The sequence below is a fragment of the Microbacterium sp. SMR1 genome (genome assembly GCF_003289625.1).
GTDB classification, from domain to species: domain Bacteria; phylum Actinomycetota; class Actinomycetes; order Actinomycetales; family Microbacteriaceae; genus Microbacterium; species Microbacterium plantarum.
The window spans coordinates 1038464-1051796 of the sequence record NZ_QMBN01000002.1 but is presented as its reverse complement, the minus strand read 5'-3'; the positions used below and the strand labels follow the sequence as shown (position 1 = coordinate 1051796).

At 70.5% G+C, this 13333-nt stretch carries 8 protein-coding genes and 1 pseudogene; 3 read left to right on the top strand and 6 right to left on the bottom strand.

Translation table 11 applies throughout. The features are described from left to right. From DO944_RS15925 to DO944_RS09545, 3 genes and pseudogenes are all read left to right on the top strand, one after another. A pseudogene (locus DO944_RS15925) lies at positions 1-262 on the top strand (HNH endonuclease); the annotation flags it as partial. A gap of 148 nt (positions 263-410) precedes the next feature. Further along, positions 411-2261, top strand: coding sequence for an HSP90 family protein (locus DO944_RS09550; protein WP_112616868.1), 1851 nt, complete (start codon positions 411-413; stop codon positions 2259-2261). 36 nt (positions 2262-2297) lie between these two features. Continuing rightward, the gene (locus DO944_RS09545; protein WP_112616866.1) at positions 2298-5084 is read left to right on the top strand and encodes a hypothetical protein; all 2787 of its coding nucleotides are present in this window, start codon (positions 2298-2300) and stop codon (positions 5082-5084) included. A gap of 95 nt (positions 5085-5179) precedes the next feature. Here DO944_RS09545 and DO944_RS09540 read toward each other — a convergent pair whose 3' ends face one another. The 6 genes from DO944_RS09540 to DO944_RS09515 are packed head-to-tail and all read right to left on the bottom strand — an operon-like array spanning position 5180 to position 13331. Beyond that, a complete protein-coding gene (locus DO944_RS09540) occupies positions 5180-6547 on the bottom strand; it encodes an NAD-dependent succinate-semialdehyde dehydrogenase (protein ID WP_112616864.1) in 1368 nt (455 codons plus the stop codon). An 18-nt stretch (positions 6548-6565) separates the two neighbouring features. After that, positions 6566-8032 carry an NAD-dependent succinate-semialdehyde dehydrogenase gene (locus tag DO944_RS09535; protein WP_112616862.1) on the bottom strand — a complete coding sequence of 489 codons (1467 nt, stop codon included), beginning with the start codon at positions 8030-8032 and terminating at the stop codon, positions 6566-6568. After that, a complete protein-coding gene (locus tag DO944_RS09530) occupies positions 8029-9588 on the bottom strand; it encodes an APC family permease (protein WP_112616860.1) in 1560 nt (519 codons plus the stop codon). Before DO944_RS09530 ends, DO944_RS09535 begins: the two co-directional genes overlap by 4 nt. Next, positions 9585-10487: a universal stress protein gene (locus DO944_RS09525; protein ID WP_112616858.1), complete on the bottom strand. Its 903-nt coding sequence runs from the start codon at positions 10485-10487 to the stop codon at positions 9585-9587. Before DO944_RS09525 ends, DO944_RS09530 begins: the two co-directional genes overlap by 4 nt. Continuing rightward, the gene (locus DO944_RS09520) at positions 10484-11842 is read right to left on the bottom strand and encodes an NAD(P)/FAD-dependent oxidoreductase (protein WP_112616856.1); all 1359 of its coding nucleotides are present in this window, start codon (positions 11840-11842) and stop codon (positions 10484-10486) included. The genes DO944_RS09525 and DO944_RS09520 overlap by 4 nt, the downstream gene beginning before the upstream one ends. Continuing rightward, positions 11835-13331 (bottom strand): amino acid permease, encoded by a 1497-nt coding sequence (locus tag DO944_RS09515; RefSeq protein WP_112616854.1) that lies wholly within the window; start codon positions 13329-13331, stop codon positions 11835-11837. The genes DO944_RS09520 and DO944_RS09515 overlap by 8 nt, the downstream gene beginning before the upstream one ends. Between the last annotated feature and the right edge of the window lie 2 nt (positions 13332-13333).

Genomic DNA, 13333 nt, shown 5'->3' with positions numbered 1-13333 from the left:
CCACACCATCGATTACGCCCTGGGTGGGCATACCCACATCTTCAATCTCGCCCATCTGTGCCAGCGACACCACTCCATGAAGCAATTCACCAAGTGGGAAGTCCGACAGCTCAGCGGCGGGGTTCTCGAATGGACCTCACCCCTCGGCCGGGTCTACCGCGAAGACGTTCCCATACCGGCCGTCTGCTTCACCATCGACACCACGGATCCGCCACCGCACGCCGCATCCAGCGGACCGCCCGACGAGCCGCCACCCTTCTGAACCGGTCCGGTTGCCATGAGCCGGCGGTCGATAATTGCGCGTCGATTCTGGACGCGAATCAGAAATGCGCCCTTACCGGGAACTGTTACGCTCTGCTGTCGCACCGAGGACGCCATCGGTGGTGCTTACCCGAAACGAAATCAGGCGGATGAATACCGGACGATCACAGCAGTTCCAGGTCGACCTTCGCGGCATCGTCGACCTCCTGAGTCGACACATCTACTCGGGTCCTCGCGTCTTCCTGCGAGAGCTGATGCAGAACGCCTGCGACGCGATCACCGCTCGGGCAGAGTTCGAAGCGAGCACATCCCCCGCCGGGATGCCGCGCCAGTCGAGCGGCATCCGCATCACCCCGCTCAGCGACCGCAGTGACGAGTTCATCGTGCGCGACGACGGCATCGGGCTCACCGCCTCAGAGGTGACGGACCTCCTCGCGACGGTCGGCCGCAGCTCGAAGCGCGACATCTTCGACCTGCCCAGGAGCGACTTCCTGGGGCAGTTCGGCATCGGACTGCTGTCGTGCTTCATGGTGGCCGAGACGATCGTCATCCGATCGCGGAGCGCGCGCGGGGGCGACGCCGTCGAATGGCAGGGCAACGCCGACGGCACGTTCACGGTGCGGACGATTCCCGACGACCTCCCGGTCGGCACGAGCGTGCACCTGCGTCCGCGCCCGGGCCAGCGCGATCTCCTCAGCACGCCCGCGACGGTCGAGCTGGCCGAGACCTTCGGCGAGTTCCTCCCCATCGCGGTGCGCGTCGACCTTCCCGGCGGCGGCGAGCAGCTGACGACCCGCACGCCCCCCTTCCGTGCCGCCACGACCGGCATCGACGAGGCGGCGCGCTGGGCCTACGGGCGCGATCTGCTCGGCCAGGACCCGTTCGACGCGATTCCCCTGCACGTCCCGGGAACCGACACCGTCGGAACCGCGTACGTCCTCCCCTACGCTCCCCCGCCCGGCGCCCGGCAGGCCACCCGCGTCTACCTCGGCCGGATGCTGCTGAGCGAGAACGCCGACGACATCCTGCCCGACTGGGCCTTCTTCGTCCGAGCCGTGATCGACTCCACGGCGCTCAGCCCGACCGCGAGCCGAGAGGCGCTGGTCGAGGATGAGGCTCTCGAGCACACACGCCAAGAGCTCGGAGCCGCGATCCGGCGCTGGGTGCTCGACCTCGGCCTGACCGAACCGCACCGTCTCGCGCAGTTCGTCGCGGTTCACGAAGTCGCTCTCAAGTCGCTCGTGCGTCATGACGACGAGCTCGCCGCCTTCATCGTACGATGGCTGAGTGTCGAGACCACGCACGGCCGGTTGCGGGTCGGCGACCTGATCGGCCGCTTCCCCCACCTTCGATACGTCGAGACGGTCGACGAGTACCGCCAGATCGCCGGCATCGCCGACCCGCGACAGCCGCTCGTCAACGGCGGATATCTGTTCGACGCCGAACTGGTGCGCCTGCTCCCGCTCGTGTTCGACGGCGTCACGGTCGAGCACGTCGACCTCGCTGAGGAACTCGACCGGCTCGATCCGCCCCCGCTCGACGACCGCGCCCGCGTCCTCGCACTGGAGGAGCGCGCGAGCTCCGCCCTGTCGGCTGTCGGCTGCACCGTCGCGGTGCGTTCTCTCGACGCCGCCGAGATCCCGGCGGTCTACCTCGCAGGCGCCGAAGCGCTGCGCGCGATCGACCGTGGCCGCGCCCGATCAGTGGGCAGCCCGCTGTGGGGAAGCGTCATGGACCGCATCGACGCGACCGCCGAGAAGCTGCGCCCGGCGTCGCCCGAGGGCGCGTCCGGGGGCGTTCGGCTGTGCCTGAACTGGCAGAACTCGGTCGTGCGCTCGCTCCTGGACATCCCCGACGACCTCGCCTTCGCACGCACGGTCCACCTCCTCTACGTCCAGGCTCTCCTCGCCGCGCAGCGCCCCCTCAGCGGCGACGACCGCGCGCTCATGATGGGCGCGCTCCATGCGCTCGTCGAACTCTCCGCGCGCCCTGCGTCCTGACCGCATCCCGCGCCTCGTCCCCCATGAAAGGACAGCATGACCAGCGACCGCATCCTCGAACTGTTCGAGCAGATCGACCGCACCCCGGTCGGCATCGAAGAGCGAGCCCTCATCAACGAGGCCATCGCCCTCGCCGTCGAGGCGGGCGACGAGCCCCTGGAGTACCGGGCCCGGATGCGGCTGACCTCGTCCGCCTGCATGAGCGGCGACACCGAGGCGATGCTGACCTCCTTCGCGTGGTGCCTCGGCAAGCATGACGACGACCCCGAGCGCTTCCCCGCCGACCTCGGCGACGAGACCGCCGACCTCATGTGGCAGTTCAAGTGGATGGCCGACAGCCTGGCCGCATCCCCGGCGTTCGACCGCGAACAGATCTCCGCCGTGCTCGACGACATGGAGAACCACTACCGCGCCGCCGGGCTCGGTCAGAGCGGCGTCCTCATGGCCCGCTTCGAGAACGCGTGGATGGCCGGCCGCCTCGACGAGGCCGAACAGCTTCGCACCAAGCTCGAGACGACACCCCGCGACAGCCACAGCCACTGCGAGGCGTGCGTCCGCAGCGTCGTCGCCGGCTACCTCATCGACACCGACCGCGAGGACGAGGCGATCCGCCTCGTCGAAGAGCTCGTCGAGGGCGACTTCTCGTGCGGCGAAGAGCCGGAGCACGCGCTCGCACGGTCGCTCGTTCCGTACCTGCACGCGGGCGAATACGACAAAGCCCGCCTCGCCCACCTGCGCAGCTACCGGCTCGCGAAGGACAACGCGGACAACCTCGCCATCGTCGCCGACAACATCGTGTTCTGCGCCATCACCGGCAACGAGGCACGGGCACTCTCGCTCGTCGAACGCCACCTCGACTGGCTCGCGCACGACGCGCTCGGAGTCGACGGCCATCTCTCCGCCCTCACCGCCTTCGCGATCGCCCTGGAAGCCGTCAGCGCCGCGGGTCACGCCGACACCATCGTGCGGGGCGCCGACTCCGACCGGCTCCGCGCATTCTTCGGCGACCACGACGGCCCGTGGCGCGCCGCCGAGCTGGCCGCGGTGATGCGTACGGAGGCCGAGCGGATCGCCGGCGAGTTCGATCGCCGCGACGGCACCGACGGTCACCGCCGACGCCTCAACCGGGCCTGGGCCGTCGGGCAGGAGCGCTACTCGCTCCCCCTCAGCGCCGAGCCCCTGCTCCCCCGGGTCGCCCCCGTGGCCGCACGGTCGGCCGAAGAGCTCGTCCAGCGGGCTATCGACCTCGGCGACTACGGCGCCTCCGAGGCCCTGGCTGCGGCGGATGCCGCCCTACCCGGCGCGACCCTCGAGCAGCGCGCAAAGCTCCACTCGGCGCGCATCGCCGCTCTTGTCGCGCGCGACGACCTCGAGGCCGCTCAAGCGGCCCTGCAGGACCGTCTCGACGCCCTTCGCGCCGCCGGTCGCGACGCGGAGGCCCGGGTCGAAGAGCGCGCCGGGCTCGCGCTCTTCGGACGCGGCACCCCCGACGACCTCGAGACGCTTCGCGCGCTCCTCGCCGACGGCGAGAGCGTGCCGCCGCGCCTGCACGCGATCGTGGAGGTCGTGCTCGGCATGGCCGTCGCCGAGAGCGACCCCGAGACGGCCCGCGGCCTCTTCGACGACGCCCGCGACCGCGACGCCGCCCTGGGTGACGACGACCTGCGGCGCATCGTCACGCTCGCGCGCGCGTCGTTCCAGGGCGCCGTGGGGGCGTTCGACGAGTGCGACGCGACGATCACCGCGGCCCTCGAGGACCCCACGCTCGGCGCGGGCGCACGGGCCCGGCTGCTCGGCCTGCGCGCTCGCATGCGCGGCGGACAGGAGAGGTTCCTCGACGGCGTGGCCGACGCCGACGAGCTCTGCCGCATCCTCGTCGAGCTCGACGCGCGCAGCGTGCTCCCGGGGGCATACGTGCTCGCGGCCGCGCTGAACGAGGACGCCGGCGCTCCGGGCGAGGCAGTCGCGCGCTACCGGTTCGCCGAGCGGGCCGCGACGGAGAACGGCGACTCCGTGACCGCGGTGCAGTACCGCCTCGCGCGGGCGCTGCTCGCATCCGGTTCGGCCGACGAGGCCGCCGAGCTGCTCGTGAACGTCTACTCCGACGAGACCGACCGCGAGGAGCCCGCGGCGTCTCGCGCCCAGACGCTCATGCTGCTGGCCCGCGCCTTCGAAGACGCCGGCGAACCCGGCCGCGCGGTCGGCGCCTGGGATTTCGCCGCCGAGCTGTTCGATGAGGGAGAGGCCGCGGTGGGTCGCGCCAACGCCCTCCTGTCGCACGGTCGCCTGCTGCACCGGTTCGGAGAGTTCGACGACGCCCTCGCCTCGCTCGAGACGGCGGTCGCGATCGCGCGCACCGAGCCCGACCAGGGCGGCCTGCTCGCCGAAGCGCGGCACTCGGAGGGCCAGGTCCGCGCCGCCCGCGGCGAGCAGGAGGCGCTGACAGCCCTCGACGAGGCCCGCGAGATCGCGTCCGGTCTCGGTGCCCCGTGGCTCGCCGCCGACATCACCGACTCCCGAGCCCGCGCGCTCGCGATGCTCGGGCAGGCGGACGAGGCGGTCGCCACCGCTCTGCAGGCCGCCGACGGCTTCGCCGAGGTCGGCGACGCGGGCTCTGCCGGCGCGTCCGAGCTCTTCGCCGCACGCGTCCTCACGCAGCACGAGCGCGCGGCCGACGCGGTGCCGCTCTATCGGTCGGTCATGGAGCGTGCCGCGGAGATCCCGCCGCTGCTCCAGGTGGCTGCGGGCGAGCTCGGCGACGTCTACGAGGCTCTCGGCCGCCCCGCCGAGGCCGCGGAGGTCCGCTCTCTGCTCGACGCCTGAGCCCGGTCACCCCACGACCCCGATAACCCACGACGAGGGGCGCGCCGATCCGCTCGGCGCGCCCTTCGTGCTGCTCCGTGGGCTCCCGCGACGGGTCAGGCGCCCGTACGGATGAGCTTCTTGTTCACGAACTCGTCGGCGGCGAGGAGCCCGAGCTCGCGTGAGGTGCCGCTGCGCTTGACTCCGCCGAACGGCAGCCCGGCCTCGTCCGCGAGCACGAGGTTGATGTAGACCATTCCCGCGTCGATCGCATCGGCCACACGCTCAGCCTGCTCGGCATCCGTCGTGAACACGTACGACCCGAGCCCGAACGGGCTGTCGTTGGCGAGCTCGATCGCCTCGGTCTCATCCGCAACGCGGTAGACCACGCCGACGGGACCGAAGAACTCCTCGCGGTAGGCATCCATCTCCGGTGTCACGCCGGTGAGCACCGTTCCCGGGTAGAAGGCGCCGTCGCGGCGTCCGCCGGTCACGAGGGTCGCCCCCTGCGCCACGGCTCGGTCGACCTGCTCCGCCAACCGCTCCGCCGCCGTCAGCGACGACAGCGGCCCGAGGACCGTGTCGTCGGCGAACGGGTCACCGACCTTCGCGTCGGCCAGCGCCGCGGCGAACTTCTCGACGAAGGCGTCGTAGAGTCCATCGACCACGATGAACCGCTTCGCTCCGTTGCACGACTGTCCCACGTTGTCGAGACGCGCCTCGGCGGCCGCCGACACCGCGGCATCCAGATCATCGGTCGAGAGCAGGATGAACGGGTCTGACCCGCCGAGCTCGAGCGCGACCTTCTTCAGGTTGCGGCCGGCGATCTCGGCGACCGCCGATCCGGCGCGCTCCGACCCGGTCACGGAGACGCCCTGCACGCGGCGGTCGGCGATCACATCGGCGGCCTGCTCGTTGCTCAGGTACAGGTTCGTGTAGACCCCGGCCGGGAAGCCCGCGTCGCGGTAGATCGCGGCGATCGCGGCGGCGGACTCGGGGCACTGCGGCGCGTGCTTGAGCAGGATGGTGTTCCCGACCGCGATGTTCGGCGCCGCGAAACGGGCCACCTGGTAGTACGGGAAGTTCCACGGCATGATTCCGAGCAGCACGCCGAGCGGGCTGCGCCGGATGACCGCGGCACCCTCCCCCTCGATCGGAATCGGGGTGTCGCCGGTGATCTCGTCGATGTGGTCGGCGTAGTACGCGGTGATGTCGGCGGCGAAATCGACCTCGCCCTCCGCCGCGGCGAGCGGCTTGCCCATCTCGCGCACGATGATGGCGGCCAGCTCGTCGCGGCGCTCGCGGTGCAGCTCGGCCACGCGGCGCAGACGCTCGGCCCGCTCGGCCGGCGCGACGACGCGCGACCAGGTGCGGTACGCCTCGTCCGCGGCGGTCAGGGCGCGCTCGACGTCCTCGTCGGTCGCGGGGTCGTACGTCGCCAGCGTCTCGCCGGTGGCGGGGTTGGTCACGGCATACGTGCTCATCGGTTCTCCTTCGTCTCGTCAGTCGGCGGGGATCAGGGTGTACTTCGTCGAGAGGTATTCGTGGATGCCCTCGAGTCCGCCCTCGCGCCCGATTCCCGACTGCTTCACACCACCGAACGGGGCCGCCGCGTTGGAGACGACCCCGACGTTCAGGCCCATCATGCCGGTCTCGAGGCGATCGATCATCCGGTGGCCGCGCGCGAGATCCTGCGTGAACACGTACGACACCAGTCCGTACTCGGTGTCGTTGGCCAGGCGCACGGCCTCGTCCTCGTCGGAGAAGGTCGCGATCGCCAGGACGGGTCCGAAGATCTCCTCGCGCAGGATGTCGCTGCCCGCGGCGACCTCGGTCACGACCGTGGGCTCGAAGAACGTCCCCTCCCCGTCGATGGCCGACCCGCCGGTGCGCACCGTGGCGCCCCGCGCGACGGCATCCTCGACGAGCGCGCCCGTCTTCGCGACCGCCTTCTCGTCGATGAGCGGCCCGATCTGCACGCCGTCGTCGGTACCGCGACCGATCTTCATCGCCGAGACGCGCTCGGTGAGCCGGTCGGCGAACTCGTCGGCGATCGACTCGTGCACGATGAAGCGGTTGGCCGCGGTGCAGGCCTGCCCGATGTTGCGGAACTTCGCGAGCATCGCGCCCTCCACCGCCTTGTCGAGGTCGGCGTCGTCGAACACGACGAACGGGGCGTTGCCGCCGAGCTCCATCGAGACCCGCAGCACCCCTTCCGCCGCCTGCTCGATGAGCTTGCGCCCGACCGGGGTCGAGCCGGTGAACGAGAGCTTTCGCAGCCGGGGGTCGGCGATGATGGGCGCGGCGACCTCGCTCGAGCGCGTCGCGTTGACGACGTTGACGACGCCCGCCGGGAGGCCCGCCTCCTGCAGGATCTGGACGAACAGCGTCGTGGTGAGCGGCGTGAGCGCCGCGGGCTTGACCACGACGGTGCACCCGGCCGCAAGCGCCGGAGCGATCTTGCGGGTCGCCATCGCGAGCGGGAAGTTCCACGGCGTGATGAAGAACGACGGGCCGACGGGACGCTGCGAGACGACCATGCGGCCGGTCCCCTCAGGGTTCAGGCCGTAGCGGCCCGAGATGCGCACCGCCTCCTCGCTGAACCACCGCAGGAACTCACCGCCGTAGACGACCTCGCCGCGCGCCTCGGCGAGGGGCTTGCCCATCTCGAGCGTCATCAGCAGCGCCAGGTCCTCCTTGCGCTCCTGCACAAGGTCGAACGCGCGGCGCAGGATGTCGCTGCGCACGCGCGGCGCAGTGGCGGCCCACTCCTCCTGCGCCGCGACGGCGGCGTCGAGGGCGCGGATGCCGTCCGCCGGCGAGGCGTCGGCGATCTCGATGAGCGTGCGGCCGGTCGAGGGGTCGGTGACCGGGAAGGTCGCGCCGCCCTCGGCATCCACCCACTCGCCACCGATGAAGAGGCCGCGTTCGATCCCCGCCAGCAGTCGTGTCTCGTTATCGTGCGTCATCGCGCCACTCCTCTCGCGCGCCGGCTCACCGGCGCATCCTTGGTCAAAGTCTCGCCCCGGAAGAACGCGGGGCGCTTCACGGCCTGCCACACCATCACGACGACGCCGACGAGGATGACTCCCACGCCGAGGATGAACACCAGGCCGATGCCGCCGATCTGCGATCCGCTGCCGTACGCGGGATCCATCGTGTCGATGAGCGTCGTGACGAACAGCACCGCCAGGATGACGCCGCCCACGAGCGGGAAGAGGAACGTGAAGAAGACGTTCCGCACCGAGTCGAACCACTGGCGCCGGAAGTACCACACGCAGGCGAACGCCGTCAGGCCGTAGTAGAAGCAGATCATCATGCCGAGCGCGAGGATCGTGTCCCACAGCACGTTCTCGCTGACGATACGCATGACGACGTAGAAGCCCGATGCGACGATCGCCGAGACGATCGTGGCGTAGCCGGGCGTGAAGAACCGGGGGCTCACTTTCGCGAAGCTCTCGGGGAGGGCGCCGTAGTGGCCCATCGCGAGCAGTGTGCGCGCCGGCCCGACGAAGGTCGACTGGAGCGACGACGCCGAGCTGGTGAGCACCGCGAGCGAGACGAGGAACGCCAGCGGGCCGAGGATCGGGCCCGACAGGTGGAAGAAGACGTTCTCCTGGATGTCCTCGTTGCCGAGCCCGAGCTCGCCCGTGCCGACGCCGGCGAACATGATCATCGCGATCGCGAGCAGCAGGTAGAGGGCGACGATCATGACGACCGTGATCGTCGCGGCGCGTCCCGGCGTGCGCTCGGGGTCCTTCGTCTCCTCGTTCATCGTCAACGTGACGTCCCAGCCCCAGAAGATGAAGATCGACAGCGACAGCCCGGCGGCGAAGGCACTGAACGTCGGCACCGCGAACGGGTTGAACCACGACCAGTCGAACGCCGTGGCGTCGAAGGCGTTGCCCGAAACCGCCTCGACGATCGCCGCGATCGCGAACAGCACAAGGACGACGACCTGGAAGGCGACGAGCCCGTACTGCAGCTTCTGGGTCGTCTGCATGTCGCGGTACGAGATGAACGTCGCCGCGGCGACGAACAGCACGCAGACGAGGACGTTGATCCAGACCACCGAGGCGAGGCCGGCGATCGACTCCTGCCCGGTGAGCTGAGCGATCAGCAGGAACAGGAAGTCGACCGCGACCCCCGCGAGGTTCGAGAGCACGAGGATGGTCGCAGCGACCAGCCCCCAACCGGCCATCCACCCGATCCACGGGCCGAAGGCGCGCGTCGCCCACGTGAAGCTGGTGCCCGAGTCGGGCATGCGGTTGTTGAGCTCGCGGTATCCGAAGGCGACGAGCAGCATCGGGATGAAACCGACGAGCACGATCGCCGGCACCTGAGTGCCCACGACGGATGCCGTCGGCCCGACCGCCGCGGTGAAGGTGTAGGCCGGGGCGATGCAGGAGATGCCGATGACGACTGCTCCGATGAGACCGACCGTTCCGGCGCTCAGCCCCTTCCGGGAGATGCCGCCGGTGACGGGGTCGCCCGCGGGCACCCCCGTCTGTTCTGCTCGGGTCATGCGCTCGCTCCTTCGCGGTCGCTGCGGGTGCGGGGCACCACGATCATGGGGGCGGTGACGACGCGCAGCATCCGCGCCGCCGTGGAGCCGAGGAAGAGCCGTCGCGGCTGCGCGAGACGGCTGGAGCCGACGATGACGACCTCGCCGGCCTCCCACTCGAGGTGCGACACGGCATCCTCGATGCCGTCGCCGGCCGCGACCACGGCGGTGACCTCGGCCTCGGCCGGAAGAGCTCCGCGGACCTCGTCCAGGACCTCCTGCGCGTGGTTCTGACCGACCGTGCGGATGGCCCCGGTGTCGAGGCCCGCGGGCAGGTCGAGGGCGACGAGCGAGAGCAGCCGCACCGGCGCCGCGGTCGCTGCGGCGAGCCGGATGGTCGCCTCGACGAGGAGCTCGGTGCCCTCGCGCTCGCCCACGGCGGCGGTCAGGCGCGTGATGCCGGTCTCGACCGGAACGCGGCGCGCGCCGCGCGGAACCAGGGCGACCGGCACGTCGGACGAGTGCACGAGCTCGGTCGTCGTCGTGCCGAGCCGGTGCCGGCCCCGATTGCCGCCGTCGGCGGCCCCGACGACGATGAGCGACGCGCCCAGCTCGTCGGCGGTGTCGATGAGTCCCGCGGCGACCGACTCGCCGTAGCGGACGTGTGCGCGGTGCGACACACCCTCGGGCACCTCCGCGGCGCCCTCCCGCAGCCAGCCGGCGGCCTGCTCGCGCAGCAGCCGTTCGTAGCCCGCGTCCGGCGGGACGACCCCTGGCTTCTGGGCGGGGAGCACGAGCACGAGGTGGAGCGCGGCCCCGGATGCCGTCGCGAGGCGACTCGCGAAGGCCACGGCATCCCGCCCCGCCTTGGTCGCGGTGTATCCGACGACGATGCGGCCGCCGGACGCCGAGCGGCTCATGCGCGGTCCGCTTCGAGGATCTCGTCGGCGACGCGGTGGCCCATGCGGATCGCTCCGTCGACGTGCTGGTAGCCGAGTCCGGCGAGATCGCTGCACGCAACGTGCAACGGTGCGACGAGCTCGAGCTGCTCAGCGCCGTAACGGGTCAGGCCGCCGAGGTCGAAGCTCGCGGCGTAGGCGCCGCGCGTCCACTCCTCGCTGCCCCAGTCGCTCTCGTAGTAGACGATCGGGTTCTTCGCCTCGGGTCCGTAGTAGTGCGAGAGCGACTCGAGGATGCGCTCGCGCCGCTCGTCCGCGGAGAGGCGGAAGAGGTCGTCCGCGTTCTGGTCGGACACGAACCCGACGAGCGTGCCCCGCTCGTCGCCGTGGTTGGTGTTGTCGTACGCCTCGTGCGACAGCTCGTACGGGCTGAAGGCGGTGCCCGACAGCCCCTGCTCGCGCCAGAACGGCCGGTCGTAGACGGCGTGCACCTTGATGACGAAGCCCATCGAGAAGTGCTGGTGCATCTGGTGCTTCAGACGCGGCAGCGGCGGCGAGAACGAGATGCGGTTGTAGAGCACCGGCGCCAGAGCGAGCACGACGTGGCGTGCCCGCACCGTGACCTCGTCGGTGCGGACGACCGCACCCGCGTCGGAGTACTCGATCGAGCGCACCGGCTGACCCAGCAGGACGTCCTCGCCCAGCCGCTCCGTGAGGCGCAGCGGCACCTGCTGCAGACCTCCGACGACGCGCTTGTCGAGGATGAAGTCCGCATCGACCAGGTGCGAGTACGAGCCCGCCGACGCCGCCATGAGCAGCGACTGGAGCAGCGAGAAGGTGTGCGTCGGCTTGGTGAGCATCGCCGATCCCGTGGCGAAGGCGAGGTTGCGCACCGCCTCGTCGTCATCGGTCTGCTGACGCAGCCACGCGTCCCACGAGATGCGGTCCCACTCGGCCGCCTTCTCGTGCGCCCACGGCCGGTCGGGGTCGATCTCGGCGACCATCTCGTCCAGCCGCGCGGTGATCTCGTCGATGACGCGCTCGGTCTCCGGCGCCACCGGGAACATCTCGCCGCGGAAGCGCCGCGCCTGCCCGTCCGGACCGACGTACACGCTGTCGCCGTCGCGATACCGCGTGTACGTCTCGAGTCCGAGGTCGGCGAGCGTGTCGATCAGCGCGTGCTGGTCGGGCGAGACCCACTGGCCGCCGAGCTCGAGCATGGCGCCGTCGATCTCATCGGTCCACAGGCGTCCGCCGACGCGGTCGCGCGCCTCGAGCACGACGACCGACAGCCCGGCCTTCCTCAGGTCGTTCGCGGCGGTCAGTCCGGCCGCGCCGGCTCCGACGATCGCGACGTCGCGGGTGATCTCAGTCATTTCCGACTCCTTCGTTGGCAGAACCCGTGACCGGGGCGACACTCTCCCGGTCGAGCCGACGGGCGCGCAGGTTGCGGCGCACGAGCGGCCAGAACACCAGTAGTACACCGGTGGCGATGAGACTCGTCCACACCTGCGAACGCCCCGACTCCGTCGTGAGCATGACCACCACGACGGCGGCGATCGCGACGATGAGGAAGATGTTGAGCCACGGGTGCAGCCACATCTTCAGCTTGAGCGCGGCCACCTCCTCGGGCGTCATCCGCTGACGCAGCCGCAGCTGGGTGAGGGCGATGAAGACGTACACGAAGAGCGCGACGAGGCCGGCCGAGTTCATGATGAAGTCGAAGATGCCCGACCCCGGCGTGAGGAAGTTCACGAGCGTCGCGATGAGCCCGCCGATCGTCGAGGCCAGCAGGGCCATCACCGGAACACCGTTGCGCGAGCGCCGCGCGACGATCTTCGGGGCGAAGCCCTTATCGGCGAGCGCCGAGAACATCCGCGAGGCCGAGTACAGCCCCGAGTTGAGCACCGAGATGACGGCCGTGAAGATCACGAGCTGCATGATGACGTCGGCCCCGGGTATGCCGAAGCGCGACAGCGCGACCGTGAACGGCGCGTTCGCGACATCCGTCGGTGCCGGCAGCTCGTCCCAGGGCACGACGGTGACGATCACGAGCACCGACCCGACGAAGAACAGCAGGATGCGCCAGATGATGGTGCTCGTCGCCTGCCGGATGCCCTTGGCAGGATCGACGGATTCGGCCGACGCCATGACGGCGATCTCGGTGCCGAAGTAGGAGAAGATCACGAGGGCCACCCCGGTGAAGGCGACGCCGATGCCGTTGGGCGCGAACCCGCCGTGCTCCCACAGGTTGGGGACGGCGAAGGTCGCCTGCGGCCACAGCCCGAGGGCGAAGAGGATGCCGGCGCCGAGGAACACGACGATCGCGAGCACCTTGATGCTGGCCAGCCAGAACTCGACCTCGCCGAACGTGCGGACCGAGATGACGTTCGTGCCGACGAAGACCGCGAGCAGGATCAGCGACCAGCCCCAGGAGGGGATGACCGGGAACCAGGTGTGCATCGTCTCGCCGCCGAGCACTGCCTCGTAGGCGAGCACGCCGACCCAGAAGTACCAGTAGAGCCAGCCGACGAGATAGGCCGCCCAATCACCGAGTCCGACGCGGGCGTACTCCATGAACGAGCCGATCGCCGGACGCGAGGCCGCCATCTCGCCGAGCATGCGCATCGCGAGGAAGACCAGCAGACCGCCCAGCAGGTACGACAGGACGGCGGCCGGCCCAACCGTGCGGATGACGTTGCCCGACCCGACGAACAGGCTCGCGCCGATGATGCCGCCGAGCGTGATCATCGTGACGTGGCGCGACCGCAGCTTGTTCGAGCGCGCCTTCGTCACCGCCCCGAGCCCCGCGGACGTCTCGGGCGAGACCGGGTTCTCCCAGCCGCTGGTGCTCGGGGCTGCCACGC